Here is a 20,830-nt window from a genome sequence, read left to right as displayed (position 1 = left end):
TACGCTCGACCATCATCCGTGAGCAAAGGTCCCCACCATGATGAATCCCTCATTCAAGACGCAGGCAGGGCAGAGCGAGTTCACGACCGTCTACGACAAGGCCCTGGAGCGCTGGCCCGTCCCCGTGGAGAGGCTCTTCGTGCCCACGCGTTTCGGGCGGACGCACGTGCTCGTGAGCGGGCCTCGCGAGGCGCCTCCCTTCTTCCTGCTGCACGGGATGACGGGGTCCTCGACCATGTGGGCCCCCAACATCGCCGCGCTCGCCCGGACCCATCGGGTCTACATGCCCGAGGTGCCAGGGGACTTCGGTTGGAGCGAGGTGGCGCAGCCGATGAAGAGTCGTGACGATTGCGCCGCCTGGCTCGGGGAGGTGATGGACGGGCTGAAGGTGGAGTCATCCGTGGTGGGCGGGCAGTCACTGGGAGGCTGGCTGAGCCTCAACTTCGCGCTGAAGGTGCCCGCGCGCGTGAAGGCGCTGGTGCTGATCGCGCCCGCGGGCTGCTTCGTGCAGGTGGGGATTCAGTTCATCCTCCACGCCATCCCATGCATGCTCTTCCCGTACCGCCCCGTCTTCGAGTGGTCCGAACGGTGGATGTGCGCCCCGGGGAACATCGCGCCTCGGGAATCCTCGGAACTGTTCGCGGCGGGGATGAGGCATTTCCGCTCGCGGCTGGGGGCGCGGCCGGGTCCCTTCCCGGAGGAGGAACTCCGGCGGCTACTCGTGCCCACGCTGCTGCTGGTGGGCGACAAGGAGGTCATCACCAACGGCCCGGCCCTGGTGGAGCGTGCGCGGCAACTCATCCCCCACCTCCAGGCCGAGCTCGTCCCCCATGCCGGCCACCTGTTGTCCGGCGAGAAGCCCGAGCACGTCAACGCCCGCGTCGTGCGCTTCCTGGAAGAGCTGGCACGTCCATCCCAGGCCGCATGAGCTGGAATCGGGCGCGGAGGACGGCAATGCTAGAACGACACACTCCCGCGGCGTCGCATGGCCACGGCAAAGGTGTTGTCATTGTAGATTGAGGAGATGGTCGCCGCGTCCGCGTTATCCACGCACACGACCCCGCACTTCGAGGCCATGGCCTGGAGCCGCGGGTTCATCCGGTCCCGCCCGATCTCCCTGGGCTGCGCCCACATGACGACATAGCTGGCGAAATTGAGGAACAGGGTATCCGTCGTCACCCTCAGCGCCGACGACTTCGCCGCGCGAAGGGCGGCCTGGACGGCCTGGAGCTTGTTCTGCAAGGTCGGCTTGTTGTAGAGGTCCTGAAGGCGCACGTTGAGGCGTTGGGGGTGATTGTAGATGGCGCTCGTCACTTGGATGGTCTGGTCTTGGACGTCGTCGCCCCAGGCTCGCGTGTCGAAGTGATACTGATGCGGCTGTGGAAAGCGGCTGAGCACCAGGACCTTTCCGCGCATTTCACCGACGGTGGGCCACCTCGTCTCGCGGTTCAGGCGCCGTACGAGCTTGTTCCCCAATCCGTTGTTGATGATGTCATTGAGCTTGACGCTCCAGTCGGAACTCCCGGGCGGCTCAATCTTGAGCATCAATATCACGAACTCGGACGGATTGGCATTCAGGAACGTCACCACGGAAGTGATCACGTCGGGGATGTAGTCCGGTAATTGATAAGGGCCGTGGTAGAGGCTGAAGCTCTGGCCGTAATAGTTTGAGCCACACCGAAGGTCCAGCGCCCTGACGCCCACGTTCAGCTGCCCGGGAATGTCGAGACTCTGCGCGAACGTCATCGGTCGATTGAACTCGGTCCAGTCTCCCGGGTTGTAGGCGCCCGTATCGTGGGTTCCAGGAATCGCGAGTTCCGTGATGGATCTCCGATCATCGAGCTGGCTCATCCAATCATTGCCGGCCATACACACTCCTCTCTCATCTCGGCGTTGCCCCAGATGGAACGCTCACTTCGGATTGGCTCCGTCCGTGCATTCTCCGGTCACGAACGGCACCGGCCACTCTCCCAATTTCGTCGAGCCCACGAAGAAGAAGAAGAAGCGAGGAGGGTGTCAGGAGATTTTAGATTCGCCAATAGCGGGAGTCAAAGGGACCCGTAGGAAGCTCCCGAGCACGTAAGCAAGTACCCTACAGCCCCCGAAGTGAACGAGTTCCTGTAGTGGAGAGTGGCACCCAGGCGGGCGACATCCCCTTCAGGCGGGAGCAGTCGAGCCGGCAGAGCATCTCCCGGTCGTCCACCGTGGCCAGTCCACCTTCTTTTGGTTGGGGATGACCACAAGACTGTCCAGGGAGGGACGCCGCGGGCGTTGAAACGGGGGGTCGAATGTCTCCTCGGGTACACCCGCGCCCTTGTGCTAGAGTTCCTGGTGCGGAGCCATCCAGGGGAGATGTTATGGATTGCGCTGCCCATGAGAATGCATTCCTCCCTCTCTCCACTCTTGTTTGGACTGACGCTGTCTGGCCTCGCCGTGGCCCAGGTTCCCGTGGGCAATGCGCAACGTGCGGATCTCGCCGAGCAGCTCCGGATCGACGCGGCCCGTTTCCAACGAAGCCAACCGTTGCCAGCACACCCGAACAATGGCGACGAGCAGCGCTACCCCTCCCGGTTCGCCAATTATAGCAAGGGCCTGCCGCATGACTCGACTGGCACCGTGGAGCCCACGGCCTATCAAAAGATGTTGCTCGCGCTCGGCACCGGCAACCCGGCGGACTTCGAGGCCATTCCACTCGGAGGAACGCGCAAGCTGGTCAATCCCCAGTCGGCGTATTCCTTCACCCTCGTAGGGCCGGATCCTCACGCCCTGGCCATCCGCCCCGCGCCCGCCTATGCCAGCGCCGAGACCGCGGGGGAGATGGAAGAGTTGTATTGGATGTCGCTCGTGCGGGACGTGGACTTCTACCAATATCCCAGCGCCGCCGTCACCGTCGCGGCGGCCCAACGGCTCAACAATCTGCCGCACTACCGGGGCGCCAAGGCGGACGGCGCCAGGGTGACCGCCAACCTCCTCTTCCGCGCCAATGTGGGAGGGGCTCTGAATGGTCCCTTCATTTCGCAATTCCTCCTCAAGCCCATTCCCTACGGCGCGGGTCCCTTCGCCTCCGGACCAAGAGAGCCCGTCGGCTATCAACTCCTGGAGCAGCGCAACCTGGAGCGCCGCAGGGGTGATGACCGGATGACCCAATACGAGGAGTGGCTGAACATCCAGAATGGACAGGTGCCCACGCTCAACGGCGGACTCATCGACCAGCTCGAGGGCACCAATGGCACGCGTCTCTACCTCCACAACGCGCGAGGCCTGGCGGAGTATGTCCACAACGACTACCCCATTCAGGCCACCCTGAGCGCCGCGCTCCTGCTCCTGCGCCAGGGAGACTTCCTGCCCGATGGCAGCTACGAACCGGATCCCAAGAGCTCACCCCTGGCCATGGCCTCCTGGAACCCCTACCTCTCCTATGTGAAGCAGGAGGCGTTCGTCACACTCGCCAGTTCCGACACCCTGTCCGTCTCCACGCTGGTCACCAACACCGCGTTGCGCGCGGCCTGGTACCAGAAGTGGTTGGTGCATCGCCGGTTGCGGCCGGAGGAGTTCGGTGGCCACGTGGACAACCAGCTGTTCAACCGTCGGACCTATCCCATCCATCCGGAGTTGCTGGCGTCCCCCGTGCTCGCGCGAGTCTTCAACAACAACACCGCGCTCAACAGCCAGCGTGGCCTCCCTGGCGGGGGGACGTACCTGCTGTCCCAGACCTTCCCCGAGGGCGCCCCCCTGCATCCAGCCTACGGCTCGGGCCACTCCACCTATATTGGAGCGGGGGTGACGATGCTCAAGGCCTTCCACAAGGACTTCCCCATCCGCAACCCCCAGGAAACCTCCAACGGGTCGGGGCTCCAACCCTATACCGGTGGAACGCTGATGGTATTCGACGAGCTGGACAAGCTGGCCTCGAACATTGGCGTGGCACGTCTCTTCGCGGGTGTGCACTGGCGCAGTGACCACGACAGCGCGGTCCGCCTGGGTGAGTTGTTCGCCCTGCGCACGCTGCAGGATCTGACGCGCACGTACAACGAGCAGTTCCCGTCCTTCAACGTGAGGACCTTCTCGGGTGAGACCCTCACCATCACCCCGACCTCTTCATTGCCTGGTGTGGTGAGCTCGGTGGAGTCCTTCTCGCTCATCGACGCCGCCACGGGTCAGGCCGTGCCCGGGTACGCTCCGCTCGAGAATGGCAAGATCATCGACCTGAGCACTCTGGCGGGCCAGGGAATCACCCAACCCGTCATCCAGGCCACCACCTACCCATCGGTGGTAGGCAGCGTCCGCTTCGTCCTCGACGGTGCCACGTCCGCCGACAACAGCGTGCCCTACGCGGTGGGCATGCCCCTCGGACTGGGCGAGCACGCGGTGTATGCCACTCCATACAGTGGAGCCAGTGCCTCCGGCCTGGGGGGCATCCCGCTCTCCATCCGCTTCACCGTGCAGAACTAGCTCGGAGCGTGGAGGGGGCTTCAGGTGTGAGCCCGGGGTTTCCGCCCTGGGCCCATACTGGTCAAGGAGGGCACGGCGGCAGGGCCTGCGTGGCGCGCGTCACCTCCCCGCGGGGAAGTGGCTTGTCTTCCCGCGGCGACCGGGGGAGCGTGGGGAGCCCCGTGCCGAGGAGCCGCGTGATGTTTTCTTCTTCCAGGCGATTGCTGGCGGTCGTTGGAGTGGTCCTGCTCTGGAGTCTCTCGGGGCCCGCCCGGGCCCAGGCGCCCGACTCCCAGGGGCCCGCGCGCCTCGCGCTGCGCGCCGCGAGACTCTTCGACGGGAAGAACGCCCGGCTCCTGCCGGACGCGGTCGTCCTCGTCGAGGGACCGAGCATCCAGGCCGTGGGCACCCGCCTCCCCATTCCTCCGGGAACGCGGGTCATCGACCTGGGCGACGTCACCCTCCTGCCAGGGCTGGTGGACGCGCACTCGCACCTGCTGCTGGAGGTCCCGCTGGACAGCAATGGCTCCCTCCTGGACTACGTGGCCCGGACGAGTACCGCCGAGCGCGCGCTGCTGGGCGCGAAGCTGGGCCGCGAGATGCTGGAAGCCGGCTTCACCACGGTGCGCGATCTGGGCAACTCCGGTCGGAATGGGGACGTGGCGCTGCGCAAGGCCATCCAGGAGGGCTGGGTGACGGGGCCGCGCCTCTCCGCGTGTACCCGCGCGCTCGCGCCGCCCGGGGGGCAGATGGACACGCTCCAGCCGCTGGCGCAGGGTCTCATCGAGGAGGAGTACGCCACCGTCTCGGGCGTGGAGGCGGCCCGGCGCGCGGTGCGGCAGGCACTCCATGACGGCGCGGACTGCATCAAGGTCATCGTCGACAACGGCCCCAACCTGCTCACCCTGGAGGAACTGAAGACCATCACCGAGGAGGCGCACCGCCGCAAGCGCCCGGTGGCGGCGCACGCCACGAACGACGACAGCGTGCGCCTCGCGGTCCAGGCGGGAGTGGACTCCGTCGAGCACGCGTACTCGCTGCCCGAGGACGTGCTGGCGACCATGGCGCGCAAGCGCATCTTCCTGGTGCCCACCGATAGCGCGGCGGCGGATTGCATCAGCGTCGGGGCGACGGCGGCCGACCCGGAGCTCAGGCGCCGCCTGGAGGAGCGCTGCAAGAAGGGCATTGCCCGGCAGCACGAGCGCCTCCGTCGCGCGGCGGCCGCGGGAGTGCCGCTCGCCGCGGGCTCGGACATGTACGGGGCGATACCGGGGCTGACGCGGGGACAGGCCAGCCGGCGGGTGCTCACCGCCTATGCCGAGGCGGGCCTGTCACCGGTGGACATCCTGCGCATGGCGACGGTGAACGCGGCGGAGCTGCTTCGCCTGCACGACCGGCTCGGCTCCCTCGAAGCCGGCAAGCTCGCGGACGTGCTCGCGGTGAAGGGGGACCCGCTGAAGGACCTGGGCGCGCTGGAGCAGGTCCGGTTCGTCATGAAGGAGGGCCGGGTGGTGCTGGACGCCCGGGCCGGGGAAGGACAGGCCGAGGGCGCCGTGCGCTGACGGGCGCCTCCCACCTTCGATGACCCGGGCCTATCGCTCCTTCGGCGCGGAGCCATCCCGGCGGACCTTCGAGGTGGTGTCAGGCGAAACCGGTTCATGCGATTCGTCGGACACCTTCTCTGGGTGCCAGGTTCGCTACCCGCTCCTATACTGTGCGCCGACGAGAGTCGGCCGAGACGGGCCAGCGCCTGGGGCATGGCCCCGAGGAGAGGGAGCCTGCCATGGGAATCACGATGTCTCCGCAGGAGTACGCCACGGCGTTCCGCTTGCTCGCGGCCTCCGCCCGGCACCCCGAGAACATCCAGCAGGTCGTCGAGGAGCGAATCCTCCCCCGGCTGCCGAAGCAGCCCACGCTGCTGGATGTGGGCGCGGGGTCGGGCAAGGTGGCCGAACGGCTCGCGCCGCACTTCAGCTCGCTCACCTTGCTCGAGCCCAATCAGAACCAGATCGCCGGGTTCAAGCTCGAGAAGGCGAAAATCCTTCTCGAGCCCCTGGAGCGCTACCACTCGCCCGAACGATATGAGTTCGTCGTGTGCTCGCACGTCCTGTACCACGTGCCGCTCTCCGACTGGGGAGCGTTCATCGACAGACTGGTCTCGTTCGTGCGCCCCGGAGGCTCCTGTGTGATCGTCATGGCCGCTGGCCGGGGGCCCACCTACGAGCTGTGTCGCGACTTCTCGGAGACGATGCTGTTCGGTGAGCAGTTGCTCACCACCCTCCAGCAGAAGCGGCTGCCGCACGAGGTGCTCCCGACGATGAGCGGGTTCGTGGCGAGGACCTTCGAGGAGATGTACACGCTCTGCCGCTTCTTCGTGCTCGAGGGCTGTTTCACGGCGGAGCAGCTCGCCGCCCTGAGCGAGGACGAGGTGCGCGCGCTCGATGCGAGGATTCGCGTGCACGCCGAGCGCTGCCGGGGCGACGACGGGGTGTATCGCCTGGAGCAGGATGAGGATCTGATCCTCCTGCCCAGGTCGTAGCCCTCCGCCGAGAAGGACGCCCTGCCCAATGACCAGGGCGTCTGCGGCGACACGGGAGGCACCCAGGTGGGCTGGGACATCAAATGGGTGGACGTAGCCTCTGGCGCGGCGGGCGGCAGCGAACTGGCGGATCTCGGCGAATGGGTGGTGACGGAGCCCATTGTCAGTGATCTGGTCACCACCACCGCACGGAGCATGTACAACCACAACACCACGCGCGCCATCTGGTTCTACAACTTCGCGGCGGCGCGGGGCACGTACTACGCCGCCCGTAACCGTTCACGGCCTCGGCTCGGTTGAGGAGGGGCCAAGGGAGACATGACCAAAGAAGTGGTGCTGGACAAGATGACGGCGGGCGTGGTGTACCCGAGGGATGGCGGAGGTGGGCCCCCGAGACGCGCGGATAGCGCAGTTGGAGAAACGGCTGGAGGCGGCGCTGGAGCGCATCGCGCAGTTGGAGGAGGAGAACAAGCAGCTGAGGGAGGAGAATCAGCGACTCAAGGAGCGGCTGGGGCTCAACTCGAACAATTCCTCCAAACCGCCGTCCTCGGACGCCCCCGGCCCCCCGCGCCAGCCGAAGAAGCCCACGGGCCGCCGTCCAGGGGGCCAGCCTGGACACAAGAAGCATGAGCGGAAGCTGTTGCCGCCCGAGCAGGTGCAGCACTTCGTCGAACTCGTCCCCAAGCAGTGCAAAGGCTGTGGACGTCGACTGATGGGGAAAGATGGCAAGCCACACCTGCATCAGGTGGTGGAGGTGCCGCCGTTGTAGTCAACCTCGAAGGGGACATGGCCGAGGCGCTCGCCAAAGCGGTGCTCGAGGCTGGCGAGTACGTGAGGGCCGCCGACAGGGCCCATGCGGATGAGACGGGATGGGTGGAGGGACGGAAAGAGGGCCGAGGCAAACGCGCCTGGTTGTGGATGGTGGCCACCGCACTGGTGGCTGTCTTTCACATCGACAAGAGTCGTGGTGGCAAGGTGGCGCGAGCCCTCCTGGGGGAGGACTTCGCGGGCCTGCTCGTGAGTGACAGGTGGAGCGGGTACGAGTGGTACGACGCGGGCCCGCGGCAAGTGTGTTGGGCCCACCTCACCCGAGACTTCCAGGGCTTCATCGACAGGGGCGGCAAGGGAGGGCAGCTCGGCGAGGAGTTGATGAGCCAACGCAATCTCTTCTTTACATGGTACCACCGGGTGCGCGACGGAAGCATGAGCCGCGAAGACTTCGAGAGGAGGATGCCCGAGGTGGAGCACGAGGTGGGCCGACTGCTGCGCCGGGCTGCGGTGTGCGCGGAGAAGAAGACGGCTGGCATGGCCCGGGAGATTCTGCGGTGGGAGAAGTGCCTGTGGACGTTTGTCGACGTGCCTGACCTGGAGCCGACGAACAATTTTGGCGAGCGATGCCTGCGTCACGCCGTCATGCACAGGAAGACATCTTTCGGGACGCAAGGCCCCGAGGGCAGTCGTTTCGTGGAGCGGATTCTCACGGTCGTTACCACCCTCAAGTTGCAACGGCGTGGCGTACTGGAGTTCCTGACCGACACCTTGAAAGCACATCGACGGGGCCATTCAACCCCCTCGCTGTTGCCGACACCGCAGACGCTTCAGCTCGTAAACGCGGCCTGAGTCGGTGAACGGTTACCGACGCCCTTCTTCCGGGCCAGGATGATGAAGCCTGGCGGCACGAGGGATTGAATGCAGCATGTCGCGCAAGGGCAATTGCTGGGACAACGCCGTGGTGGAGAGCTTCTTCAGTACCTTGAAGCAGGAACTCGTCTACACCACGGACTTCACTACGCGCGAGCAGGCTCGGCTGGCACTCTTCGAGTACATCGAGGTCTTCTTACAACCAGCAGCGGCGGCATTCGACCCTGGGCTATGTCAGTCCAGTGAACTTCGAGCTTGCAGCCCTACCGCAGAAGTTGGCAGCATAACCCCACTGTCCTCGTCAGCGGATCAAGCCCACCTGCCGCGCATCTCATGGGAGGGCGGCTTGGCGTGCGCGCGAGCATCAAGGCCGGGGCTCCGAAGAAGGCGAGGGGGTTCATCTGGGACTCTGGATTCGTGCGACAGGGGAGACCCACATTCAGGCGTTCAACGAGAGCGTAGAGGTTCCATACAGACGTTACCCTCCGTGAGCAACCCTCGGGAGCGATGAACTCCTTCACGTTCGCCCAGCCGTGAGCCCGGGCAGCGCAGTGCAGGGCTTATTATCCGACAGCCTCTCAATCCGGTCGAGAGCAGCAGGTTGGGTTTGGTCATCATTTTACCTGCCTAGCAGGCGAGTCCAAGCCCGGATTAATACCAATGCAGTGAGCAACTGGCCTCGCTCCAGCCGTAATGACAAAGTGCTCTCCTGCTGTTGGGAGCCGGTCCTCCATTTCTTCAACCAGAGCGAATATCCGAGCATTCTGCTCTGCGCCCGGTCCCGGCTGTCCGTCGAGCAGCACCACATAAATACTGAAGAGACCATCGGGTCCATCGGCCTCACGGTAGCCAGTAGTGCCAAATTTCCGAAGAGACGGATATTCAAGTGGAGAAATAATATCTAGCCAATGCACCTTCACTAACGCAAACCGCGCAAATTTTTCAGGATCACCAACCATGATTTCGCCCCTATGGGACCACATTCCCATTAAGCACACCTACGCGCCCGTTTTGATTGATCAGATCAAGCACCGCGCCCTGTGCGGATCTCGCTGGCCCAATTCCATCAAGCATTGGGTTCCGCATCATCTGATCTGCCACGGGTTTTGGAATCTCTACCCGTAACGTCCAGACTGGCTCTTTGTCCCACGCAAAGAATTTCTTACCCCAAGCAGCAGCGTCACGGGGTGTTTCCGCAAACCACTTATTGCCCATTGCTCCAGCGCCAGGCCGAATCGTTCCTGTACGACCGATATCTAGGACCTCGGCCTCAGATACAGCTCGATAAAGAGTAGTGGTTCCCTCTCTTGCTCCGTTCGCGGCGGAACCAGTGGAACGCAATACAGCGCTTCCGCCCTTCACAATACCAAAAGTAGCTACCCCCACTGCAGCATCCACGGCTAGAGCAGTGCCCGTTGTCTTCTCACCAAGTGCTGTTCTTGTAACCGTGCCTCCCGCGGCGCTTGCAGCTCCGGCCATAGCCCCTTGCGCCAGTAGGCTGCCCCCAGCAGTCAGGCCAGCGAGCCCCCCCGCGACTGCGCCACCTGCGGCCGTCGCACCAACCCGGTTCCAGTTGACATCCTCCCCGCGCCAGAGCTGACGACCAAGCTCCACACCGCCACCAATGATACCTCCGCCTACGGCACCAATCGCTGCGGCGACCAAGTTGAGCGCACGACCATTTGGATCCGTATATTTCTGCGGGTTGTGACCTGCATAGGCATATGTTGCCAGATTGACCGGATGGTACACGCCGCCGATGCTGGCTTCCCCATCGAGATACTCGGTGGCTGCGGGATCCGCGCTCGCCCACAGTCCCACGCGAGGGTCGTAGTACCTTGCTCCGAAGTAGTAGAGCCCGGTCTCCTGATCCAGTTCCTTGCCGCTGAACAAGTGCGGAAGTCGCTCGGTGTTGGACCTTTGATCCACCCAGGCCTCACCGGAGGGGAAGTACTGCATGTGCTCATACAGTGCTCCGTCCACATCGGTCACATAACCTGTGCTGCCAATATGATCAGGATGATAGAAATACAGGAAGTTCGTATCCGGCATTCCATCATCCGGCATCTCGCTCGGCACTTCGTAATGTGGATTCTTCTCCACATTGCGACCGCTTTCGTGGCCGTTCACCGAGCGATGCTCCCACCATTTGCCGAGCATCATGGCGACCAAGTCATGCTCATCCGGACGCACATGGGCATCGCCTGGTGACAGCTTGGACGCAATGCGCGTCGTGCCGACATAGACGTGCTTGGTCCCCACGGACCGGTTCCGCACGGTCCACTTGTCATTCACATAGACAGTTTCGCCTTGGGTACCTGTCTTGATGATCCGGTCCCCGCCATCGTCATAGACGAAGCGCGTGGTCCGCCCATTGTCGGAGATCGATCGGATACGGTTTTCCTCGTCCCAGACGATCGTTCGCCGCTGCCCATTGCGGTCGTCGTCCCACCCCGTCTGGTTCCCGTTGTCATCGTAGAAGAACGTCCGGTCGCCAACGTGCGTGGCAGCATGCGGCTTGGCGGAGCCGTAATCGTAATTCCAAGCGTAGGTGGTCTTGTGCTGCGGAATGGGCTTGCCGTCACTGCGATTGCGGATCCAGTGCTGCTGGTTCTTGGACCTGACGTTATGGATGTCGTCGTACTGTAGCACGTACGAGTATTCGTTATGTTTGCCCGGTGGCTGGAACCACGTGCCGGTCGCACTGGTCAGTCGATACAGGTCATCGTAGGAGAAACCTTGCTCGACCCGCCCGCCGTACTCGTTTGGTCGGGCATGCTGGACGTCGTTGACCAAACTGGTGATGTTGCCAACCTTGTCGAACTTATATGTGAACCGCTGGAACTCCCCGGCTTCCAACGTGGAGAGTCGTCGGCTGCGCGCGTCATAGTCGTAGTGCGTACGGATACCGTTCCCGGTCTGCAGGAACTCGCGTTGATCGAATCGGTCGTACTCCAACCGGGTCACATACGGGAACTGAACTCCCAGCTTCACGCCTACGGCTGCCCGGATCTGCCCACCCGAATCGTAGGCATACGTGAGCACCTCGGTATCCGGGTAGACCATCTGCTGTAGCCGTCCCCAGGTATCGTAGAGATACCGCGTCACGTAGATCTCTGGGCTATTGGAGCTATTGCCCATGGTGTGGCTGTCGATGCTGCGCCGCTCGAAGACCGTCTCACCGAGTGCGCCGTAGCGCCGCTCCTCGAAGCCGCTGTCGTCGTCCACGCGCACGATACGGCCCACGCGATTACCGCCCTGGCCACGCAGCGAGGCTGCGCCCCAGGCATAGGTCACGTCGTTGTCCTGGTAACGCGGATAGCGGATCCCGATCAGATGCGTAAAGTCGTACCGGTATTCGATTGCCCCACCTTCGCGCCGCAGGTTGGCTGTGATTCGGCGGATGACATTGCCCGCTTCGTCGTAGTCCAACTGGGTGTGTCCGCTGTCGGGATGGACAACGTCGGTTCGCCGGCCGGCCAGGTCATAATCCGACCGTGTGAGATTGCCGACCGTGTCACGCACACGCCGGATCTGCTGGAGCGGATCGTAGTCGTAGCGCGTGGTGATTGCCCGTCCGTCGAGGTACTCGACTACCGCGCGGATGTTCCCGCGCGCGTCACGCCAAGCATCGCGGCGGTTGTTCTCGGCATCGATCGTGGTGGTCAGCGCCCACAGTCCGCTCCCCAAGAGCGCTGGCCCCAGCGTATAGGTCTTCAATGTCCGCGCATCATCGGGCATCACGACCTGGAGTTCGCGGTCGAGCAGATCGTAGGTGATGCGCGCGGGCGGCGCGCTGGTATCCATGGTCCGGGTGAATGCCAGATTGCGCGTCGTGCTCTTGGGCTCCTCGGTGGGGAACCATCGCGCCACCGCCCGGCCCCAGGGATCGAGGTGCGTGCGGCCCGACACGATCACTGCGTCCTGGGCCGCGGTATCGACTCCACGGTGCAGGGTTCCATCCTTCTTCGTCTGGATGGCCCGGCCGAGGCCATCCACGAAGGTCACCGTCTCGATCGGGTCGGCCACATTGCGGAACACATCCATGTTTGCGGTGGTGGCGTAGGGCACCACAGCATCAGGCCGGTACGTGAATCGGATCGTGTAGTCGAGACCTCGCTCTATCTCGTAGGGCCCACGGACACGCGCGATGCGCCCGAAGTCGTCATACTCGGTGAGCACCGGGTTGCCATTGATGTCGATCTCGCTCGTGGGTGCACCGAAGCGCAGGTCATGCCCAGCCGTGGAATAATAGCCAAAGCTGTCATCGATGCGAGCCACGTGGGTTCGTATCTCGTCGTCATAGGTATAGCGCAGCTCGTAGCGTTGGCCGTTGAGGTTGGGTGGTGAGGTGACGCTCGTCAGATTGCCATCGGTGTCGTAGTCGAGTTCCGTATGGGCGACCGTGTCACTGTCGAGCGACACTCGGATCTGGCGCACGTCGCCCGCGCCACTGGCGCAGTCCACGCTGGCCTCCCGCTTGCGCAGGAGCGTGCCAGCCGCGTCACGCACAATGATGCTATCGGCTATGCCCACGATGTGGTGCGCGCGGCAGGTGGACGACCTGCCGGTGTATTGCATCTCCGCCTGGTAGTCGTCGCTTGAGCCCGGCCCGCCGGCATCATGGAGCGCGATGACGTTGCCGTAGGTGTCGTAGTCCTGGGTGGTGAAAGTGTGGATGAACGCGTCGGGAGCGCCCTCGTGCTGGTAGTGGTGCTCCTCCACCTGGGCCGGGAACACCGCCTCGGTGCGCGCCGCCTGCTCGGGCGTCAGCACCCGGCCACTTTCGATGTCGCGGAGCTCGTACTGGTAGGTGGCGCGCTCGAAGATCGCGCCGTCTCTGCCCAGGAGTCGCGATTCAGCCATGAGGCCACGCTCATGGTAACCGTTGTTGCGGAACTCGAGCTTCTGGCGGCGGTAGACCGGTAGCGTGATCGTGGACGAGACACCGTTCCAGCCGCGGGTATCCAGCGTTTCCACCTCGACCCGGGCGAAGCCGTAGAATTCGCGCTCGTAGCGGTCGTAGCGGCCCCCTTCATACCGGATGCGCTGCAGCGAGTAGTCGGTGACCTGGCCGAACTCGGCCGAGTCCGCCTGGCCGTCGTAGACCTTGACCTCGTTCAAGGCCCAGCGGCTCTGCGGCATGTCCTGGGTGTTGCCAGTGCGCGTGTAGTCGAGCCAGAACTCCGCCCCCAGCGGACGCTTCACGTGGCGCAGGAGGTCGGTGCGGCCCGTGCGGTTGCGAGCCACCTTGATTTCATGCGGGTTGTCGGAAACCAGTTGATCAGGACGCCCATCGCCGTCGATGTCCTGGATGGAAGCGGTGGGCCGGCCGACCGATTCGCCGAAGTCCGCGCCCGGGTTGATGATGAGGCTGACAGCGAAGATGGGGATGCTGATGGTGAAGTAGGCGCCACCTCCGAGGGTGGTCGATTGGTTCTCGGAGAGGTCCTTGCCGCCAATGCCACCCCGCCAGCTCACCGGGACTGCGGAAATGCGATGGCCCTGGTTGAACCAAACCCGAAGCCCATCGCCCGCCTGCTCGGCGCAATCGATCAGACCATCGCCGTTGACGTCGAGCAGGGAGCCGCCACACCAGGAGCCCCCGCCCGAGCTGGTTCCGGACTGGCTGTTGCTTCCGTTGATGCCACCGCCGAACCCGTAGATGCCATCGTTGAAGCTGAAGGAGGCTCCGGCGTTCTGTTCCCGAGTGACACCTTGGTGGATGACCGCCTGGCCCCAGGGCTCGCGAACCGCGAACCGGTAGCCCAGATTGAGGGCCACATCCAGCGTCCCCGCTCCCTTCCACACCCGGTCGGGAAGGCCGTCACCGTTGACGTCCATGAGGTCTGCCTCGGATGTGGCGTCTCCCTTGCTGGCGCCCAGGCTCAGGGAGAAACCGACCGGCTGCATCTGCTGGGTGCTGGCGGAACCATTCCCGGGTTTCTCGGCACCGCCACCCATCAGGCCGCGCGCGGTGGCGATCGCAGTGGAGATATTGCCGCCAATGCCAAACGTCGAGCTCTCACTGCTGGTGCTGCGCAGCTCACGGCTCGGCACCCCGCGCCACTCGGCCAGAACTCCCAGGGGCGACGTGTACTGGATGACCTCCGGCGACACCACGTCGGGGAAGCCATCGCCGTTCATGTCGAGGAAATCGAGCAGGCCGCTCGACTTCCCGTCGGACTGGGAGAAGGAGGCGGGACCGGCTCCGCCACCCACGGCCGTGTTGCGCGAACGGGAGATGCGGGGCACGGCCGAGGCCCCAGCGACCTGCGCTGGCTTCGGGAGCCGCATCAGCGGACCCCCGAGCCGAGTGGTCGACATCTCGGTCGCGGTCACATAGATGAGTTCATGGGGCCCCTGCCAGTGCCCACCTCGCACCGGGCTGCACTCGAAGGCATCCTCCGCGGTGTAGCGGCAAGGCATCGTGTCGGGCATGGGCAGGAGTGGGAATGCCCCCATGCCTTCCTCTGAGAACCGGCGGGCCATGTCTGGGGCCGTCTGCTCATTGAGGGGCTCGTTGCCGTAGAAGGGAGGGGGCTTGTCGAGCTCGCTGGGTGGAATGGGCTGATCGCCCTGCTCCTCTCCCCCGTTGTAGCCACCGTAGGACCAGCCGCGGTAGCCATGCGAGAGTCGGCCCGGTTGCGCCACGCCATAGCGGATGTAGGGGAGTGGGGTAATGCCGGTGAAGAGCGAGGTCCGGATGGCATCGAACAGCCCCAGGTCGCTCACGGAGAAGGAGAAGAAGACCGGCTCATTGGCCGTCACCGGTACATCCAGGGTCACCGTATAGCTGCCGCCATTTTCGACGGTGACTTGCTTCTTCCCGAGCAGGCGCCCCTGGCTCTTCGCCGTGAAGGTGACCGTCGCCTTGCTCGGGATGCTGCCCACATCGATTCTCGCCGCGACGGGCAGGGTCCGGCTGACCGAAGGCACGAAGGCCGGTGGCGGACTCTCCGGTGCACGCAGCGAATACGCCGTCATGTCGTAGATCAGGGGAATGTCGAAGATAGGCTTCCCTTCATGGTCCACGACGGGCAGGGTCCGGCCGTCCTCGTCCCGTGCGCTCGCGTAGCGGATCCACGGGCCATGCTTGACGCCACCGCCCGCGACACTGATGGGTGCGAAGGCCAGTGCGGTCAGATCGATGGGCGAGTCCGAGTGGATGCGGAGCGCCACGAAGCTCCGGGCCTGAACCGTGATCGCCTGATCGAGCGTGAAAGTGCTCCGAGACGAGGCGGGGAGCACCTGGGTGACTGCCGGTTTGCCGTCAACCATGAGCATGACGGAGACGTCGTCGGACGTCTCGCGTGTCTTGGTGAGCCGGCCCGAAACCCGCAGGGTTCCGGCATAGGGAACATTCATCCCGGTGCCGGCGCGCCCGGCGAGCACGAACTCGGCCGCGGCGTTGAAGCGATGGACGTCGAGGAGGTTCTCGTCTTTGCCCGGAGCCACTCCCAGGTATTCAATGAGCGGGTTCCACTGCACCCGGTCATCCCACTCGTTCTCCAGTGCATGGATCCGGAAGAGGATGCGCTCGCCCGCGGCGACCTCCACCTCCACGCTGGGATTCTGCGGCTGGGTCTCGGTGGCATTGAAGACATGCGTCCAGAGTTGCGAGCCCTCGTGTTCGATGGAGGCCCGGAGACCATCCCCGCCAGAGCGCTGGGTCTGACTCAGGCGCACTGCGCCAGAGACGCGAACTCGCCCCGGGTAGGGCGCCTGCCAACTGCGGACCACATCCACGGGAGGCGCATGGCGGTCGAGCTCGTCTTCGAACTTGGGGTCCTCGAAGGACGTGGGCAATACGTCGGGCGCCACGGCACTCGCGCCGATACGCACCGGAGTGCCGCTGCTGTCTCCGGGGACGAACCGGGGCAGGCCGTCCGGGCGCCGCCAGTTGAAGTAGACCGTGGAGCCTTGCACCAGGTCCACTAGGCCGTCGGCATTGACGTCGGACAGGTAGGTGTCCTGCTCGGCGGATGAGAAAGCCAGGTTCGCGTGGAACTGGCCCGGGGTGAAGTACGCCTCGGCGCCAACGGACAAGTGCATGGTCGAGCGCTCATGCGACAGCGCAGGAAGACCCTCGACGGGGAGGGCTGAGGCCGCGAAGCTCGAGGGGCCCACGGGGCCGGACTGGTTGCGGTTGAAGAAGTAACCACCGCTCGCGCTGTGGAACACGCGGTCGGCCAAGCCGTCTCCGTCGACGTCCGCGAGCGCGACCCGGCCCTTGGTGTCGTCGGACCGCCGACCAACCTTGGCGCCGACCGAGATGTTCTTGCTCGTGCCGAAGCCGACGCCGACGTACAGGTGGCCTCCGAACGACCGCGTCCGCGACCCGCCGAGCGCGCTGGCGTCGGCCTCTCCAATGGAGTCGTAGAATCCGCCCGGCAGCGCGAGCCCGACATCGGGTTCCTCCGCACCCGCGTTCCACAGCTTCTCTGGATCGAAGCCGCGGTAGACGCCGCCCGGCTCGGTGACCTCGTCGAAGTACTCGAAGGCGTGCACGTTCCCCGGGAACGGCTGGTTGCCCACGCCGAACTGGGTGAGCGTCCTCAGCCGGCTCTTACCAAAGGGTCCCTGGTCGTACTCGAGCTGCCAGGCTCGCACGAGCGTCTGGCGGTAGTGGACCTCGATACGGCTCAGGCGCTCGCCGGTGACCTGCTTGAAGCCACCGCGACCGCTCACGATCAGATCCGGGCGGCCTCGCTCACGCAGGAAGACCACGCGATACGGTGCCGTGTCCTCGCCCACGCGCAGGGTGTAGTGCGCGGAGGACAGGTAGAGTTCTCGGCCAGGGACCTGTCCCGGCGCGCTCCAGGTCACCGTGTCGTAGTCGAAGCGCACACGGTTGCCGTGAGTGTCGCGGATCTCACGTAGAGCCCAGCGGAAGACATGACCGTCATCGTCCATCAGGCAGGCCTCGGATTGCCTGCTGGTCTCGGGCGTACCGCCGTAGAAGTAGCGTGTGCCCTTGCGGTCGGTGACCTCCCACCAGTAACGGCTGGGACTGTTTCCATTGCGGACGATGCGCTGGAACGAGCCCTCGATGCGTGGGTGGAACACCGTGGGGCCCGTGGAGCGCGGGCGCGGCTGGCTCCGGTGCGCGGTGGGGGAGAGCTGGGCACCATTGAAGAGGTAGGTCTCTGTCTCGAGCGCGGTGTCGTAGCGGGGAACACCCCAGCGGGTCTCTGCCTCGATGGCCGACAGGCCAATGTCCCAACCGAGTCCCATCCAGCCGTTGCCGCGCGCGGAGTTGTAACCGAGCGCGAACGAGGGCTGGACGCCGAGTCGGCCAGGGGGAATCTCCAGCGGGTAGTTCAGTGCCGCGTCACCGCTGGAGCTCGCCTGTGGTGGCTGAATGAGCTGGATGCCCGCGCTGGGGGTGGCCGTCTTGATGCCCTTGAGGCGATTGGGATCGAACGAGGCGATCTGCGGATGCTCGGGTGACACCACGAGCGCGTTGATCATGATGGTGAAATGGTCGGTGAGGCTCTCGACCACTTCCCGATCGCGCACGAGCCCGGCGCGGGCGAGCGGCTCCCAGCGCTTCAGGGTCTCGTCATAGTAGAAGGTCTGGATGTCCTCGGGCACATAGCCCGGTGGCAGCAGCGAGGGCTGATAGGGCAGCGAGATCTTCAGGGCGTCGTCGAAGTTTTCGCCGTGCGGCTGGAACTCGTAGGCGCGCCGGAAGGGCGCGGTGACATTGATGAGACCCGCATCCAGGGGCGGCAGTTGGGCGGCATCAAGCTGCTTGAGCGAGACACGCTTACGGCCCTTCATGGCGGTGGCTGGAATCTCGACCGAGACACGGGTGCCGAGCTCGATGCGCTTCGCCTCGCGAGGCGCGACCTCGGCATCAGCAAGCTGCCCGACCTCTCCGTAGCGGGCGCGGCGCTCCTCCTGGGTGAGGCCGTCGTCGAGCACGGGGTCCCGGGAAGCGGCACCCGGCATGAGGCCGGCGTCGCGGTCGAGCACGAACTGACGTGTGAAGGTGCTGCCATCGGCGAAGCGGGCGGTGATGGTGACCGGCCAGTGCTCGTCGGGTTTGGACGTGCGCCGGAGCATGGAGGCGAACACACCCGTGGTGGTGTCGGTCTCCCGGCCGTCGATGCTCATGCGCACGCCACCACTCACGTGACCGGGCGCACGAGCCCAACCATCCACCCAGGCCTCGTGGCCGAAGTGCTCGCGGGCCGACGCGAGCACGATGAGCGGGAAGTCGATGCGACGAGCCGCGCCCGAGCCGAAGACGCGCAGGCGCGTGACAGAGGTATCTCCCGAGGGACGCAGACGCAGGCCAGCGCAATGCGCACGGCCCGCGTCGTCGATGGCATACGTGTTGGTGCCCGTGGTGCCCTCGACACGTGAGGTCGGCAGGTCATGCGCTACCGCGCCAGCGCCCACGCAGCGCAGCGACCAGCTCACCCCCGGCCCCGAAGCGATGTGGACCACGTCTGGAGAGATCAACCGCTCGAAGGAGACGACGAGCTCCTGGCCCGCCGCGACCGGGACGGGCTCACCGCCTTCGCGAAGCAAGGCCATTGCACCTTGTGTGGGAATGGAATCGAAGGGCGCGACGGAAATGGACTCGATGACGTTGCTGCCGTGATCCAACTCGGCCACGAGCTTGACCCCATCGAGCTTGACCGTACCGCGCGCCTCGCCAGGCAGGCAGAACTCGAGCTGGTTGCGCCCGAAACGGAGGAGCTCGGTATCGATGGGATGAACGAAGGCGCCCTGCGCACCCGAGGCATCCGCGGCGGGCGGTACCCAGAAGCCGCGCGTCACCGGCCCCCCATTGATGACGCGTGTCAGGACCAGTGGTCGGAACACACCCTCGGTGCGGTAGCTCAGCCAGACGCGCCGGTATGCACCGGGATGGCGTGCGAGCTCGAACGAGAACGTGGTGCAGCCGGAGAAGCCACTGACCGGCTCGCGGCTGAGACTTCCGGTTTCAGGCGTCGCGGGTAGTACGTCGGCGAGCCCCGCCGGGGGCACCTCGTCGCCGGGGGGCACCGCCGGCTCCCACGCGAGCGGCAGCGCCGCCGAGGTGCCCCAGAGCTCCACCTCGGGCACCACGGCCCCGCTATCGTTCGTGGGCACGAAACTCAGGGTGACGCGCGACATCCGCAGCGGCACCTGCAACGGGAACGTCGTCCATCCGTTCGTCAGGGTCGCCAGATCATAAGGGCCCGAGATGCGCTGACCCTGGACATCGACCAACGAGAGTTGGTAGGGGCTCGGGCCGAACACCTTGAGCGCGACGACCTCCTGGCTTCCGTCCAGGATCACCGTGACATCCGTGTACCGCTCGCTGGCGGAGGGCCTCCAGCCGATGGCGGTATCGCGATCGAAGAGCGCCCAGGCCCCAACGTCCGTGCCGACTTCCAGCGCGCGGGGCGTGAGCCGGCGCGCCGAGCTTTCCCCCAGCTGTCCAGTAGGGTTCTCTCCGCCCTGGCAGGACAGGGAGGCCACCAGCATCATCACCGCAGCGGTGGAAAGTTTGAGCGAAGAGAGAACTCCACCGCGATGAATGGACATCTCGGTTTCTAAGGAGTTAAGCATGGGGCTTTGATTTCAAATTTAGTTCCATACTGTCAAGGGAGGTACTTGTGCGCCTGGGGACATACATGTCGCCCCTCTTCATCCTCGGAATCATGCTGAGCAGCGGCCTGATGGCGGGTTGCTCGAGCGACACACCGTTCCAACGCGGTGCGGCAGGCGAGAGTTGCCGCGCGCGTAATGATTGTGAAACCGGGCTCGCGTGCATCAACGAGACCTGCGTTCCCGGCGGCTCTCGCCTGAGCGTGACTGGCAAGGCGTGTTACCGGGTTGAGTGTGGGAACGATGCCGAATGTTGTGCCGATTTCGTCCCTGCCTCGGGCTGCGACATCTACGCAGCGGCCTGTCAGGCCAATCCGAGTGACTGTGATGCCTATCACAGGCTCTGTCAGTGCAATCGGACCTGCGAGGATGAGATGTGCGTGGACAGAGGGCCGGGCTGCTCCTCGGATGCACAGTGCTCGTCATCCTCATCGCCCTTCTGCGTGGGTAGCCGATGCGTGGAGTGCCGGGATCATGGGGACTGCCTCAACGAGGGTGCGCGCTGTGTCGAGGGGACTTGTAAGTCGCCGTGCACGACGAATGAAAACTGTCCGCCGCTCCATGCCTGCACGGCGGGGATCTGCGTGCCCTCCGGGTGCACCTCGGATC

The 20,830-nt window shown here is 64.8% G+C and carries 7 protein-coding genes and 3 pseudogenes; 7 read left to right on the top strand and 3 right to left on the bottom strand.

Translation table 11 applies throughout. From position 1 onward, the window contains the following. Positions 1–37: 37 nt before the first annotated feature. Complete coding sequence (locus F0U63_RS13315; protein ID WP_395846267.1) at positions 38–928, top strand: alpha/beta fold hydrolase; 891 nt, start codon at positions 38–40, stop codon at positions 926–928. 29 nt (positions 929–957) lie between these two features. Here the strand turns inward: F0U63_RS13315 and F0U63_RS13310 are convergent, their stop codons facing one another. Next, a complete protein-coding gene (locus tag F0U63_RS13310; protein WP_395846266.1) occupies positions 958–1,869 on the bottom strand; it encodes a phosphatidylinositol-specific phospholipase C domain-containing protein in 912 nt (303 codons plus the stop codon). 504 nt (positions 1,870–2,373) lie between these two features. On the opposite strand from F0U63_RS13310, the gene F0U63_RS13305 reads away from it, so the two are divergent. From F0U63_RS13305 to F0U63_RS13280, 6 genes and pseudogenes are all read left to right on the top strand, one after another. Then, positions 2,374–4,452, top strand: a complete 2,079-nt coding sequence (locus tag F0U63_RS13305; protein ID WP_395846265.1) for a hypothetical protein — start codon at positions 2,374–2,376, stop codon at positions 4,450–4,452. Between the two features lie 179 nt (positions 4,453–4,631). Continuing rightward, a complete protein-coding gene (locus F0U63_RS13300) occupies positions 4,632–5,993 on the top strand; it encodes an amidohydrolase family protein (protein WP_395846264.1) in 1,362 nt (453 codons plus the stop codon). Positions 5,994–6,214: 221 nt separating this feature from the next. Then, the gene (locus tag F0U63_RS13295) at positions 6,215–6,970 is read left to right on the top strand and encodes a class I SAM-dependent methyltransferase (protein WP_395846263.1); all 756 of its coding nucleotides are present in this window, start codon (positions 6,215–6,217) and stop codon (positions 6,968–6,970) included. 9 nt (positions 6,971–6,979) lie between these two features. After that, positions 6,980–7,237: pseudogene (locus F0U63_RS13290) on the top strand (hypothetical protein); the annotation flags it as partial. Positions 7,238–7,343: 106 nt separating this feature from the next. Further along, positions 7,344–8,590: pseudogene (tnpC, locus tag F0U63_RS13285) on the top strand (IS66 family transposase). Positions 8,591–8,639: 49 nt separating this feature from the next. Continuing rightward, a pseudogene (locus F0U63_RS13280) lies at positions 8,640–8,898 on the top strand (integrase core domain-containing protein); the annotation flags it as partial. A gap of 327 nt (positions 8,899–9,225) precedes the next feature. On the opposite strand, the gene F0U63_RS13275 reads toward F0U63_RS13280, so the two are convergent. Both F0U63_RS13275 and F0U63_RS13270 read right to left on the bottom strand, forming a co-directional pair. Next, positions 9,226–9,570 (bottom strand): hypothetical protein, encoded by a 345-nt coding sequence (locus F0U63_RS13275; protein ID WP_395846262.1) that lies wholly within the window; start codon positions 9,568–9,570, stop codon positions 9,226–9,228. 10 nt (positions 9,571–9,580) lie between these two features. Continuing rightward, the gene (locus F0U63_RS13270) at positions 9,581–20,158 is read right to left on the bottom strand and encodes a SpvB/TcaC N-terminal domain-containing protein (RefSeq protein WP_395846261.1); all 10,578 of its coding nucleotides are present in this window, start codon (positions 20,156–20,158) and stop codon (positions 9,581–9,583) included. Positions 20,159–20,830 lie beyond the last annotated feature (672 nt).

It is taken from the genome of Cystobacter fuscus (assembly GCF_044360685.1).
Taxonomy (GTDB): Bacteria; Myxococcota; Myxococcia; order Myxococcales; family Myxococcaceae; genus Cystobacter; species Cystobacter fuscus_C.
The sequence above is the reverse complement of the archived record's forward strand: the minus strand, read 5'-3'. Positions and strand labels throughout refer to the sequence as shown.

Excerpts from the sequence above, each read along its gene's own strand:
- F0U63_RS13315 (WP_395846267.1), top strand. The coding sequence starts at position 38 with ATGATGAATCCCTCATTCAAGACGCAGGCAGGGCAGAGCGAGTTCACG.
- F0U63_RS13310 (WP_395846266.1), bottom strand. The coding sequence starts at position 1,869 with ATGGCCGGCAATGATTGGATGAGCCAGCTCGATGATCGGAGATCCATC.
- F0U63_RS13305 (WP_395846265.1), top strand. The coding sequence starts at position 2,374 with ATGAGAATGCATTCCTCCCTCTCTCCACTCTTGTTTGGACTGACGCTG.
- F0U63_RS13300 (WP_395846264.1), top strand. The coding sequence starts at position 4,632 with ATGTTTTCTTCTTCCAGGCGATTGCTGGCGGTCGTTGGAGTGGTCCTG.
- F0U63_RS13295 (WP_395846263.1), top strand. The coding sequence starts at position 6,215 with ATGGGAATCACGATGTCTCCGCAGGAGTACGCCACGGCGTTCCGCTTG.
- F0U63_RS13275 (WP_395846262.1), bottom strand. The coding sequence starts at position 9,570 with ATGGTTGGTGATCCTGAAAAATTTGCGCGGTTTGCGTTAGTGAAGGTG.
- F0U63_RS13270 (WP_395846261.1), bottom strand. The coding sequence starts at position 20,158 with ATGTCCATTCATCGCGGTGGAGTTCTCTCTTCGCTCAAACTTTCCACC.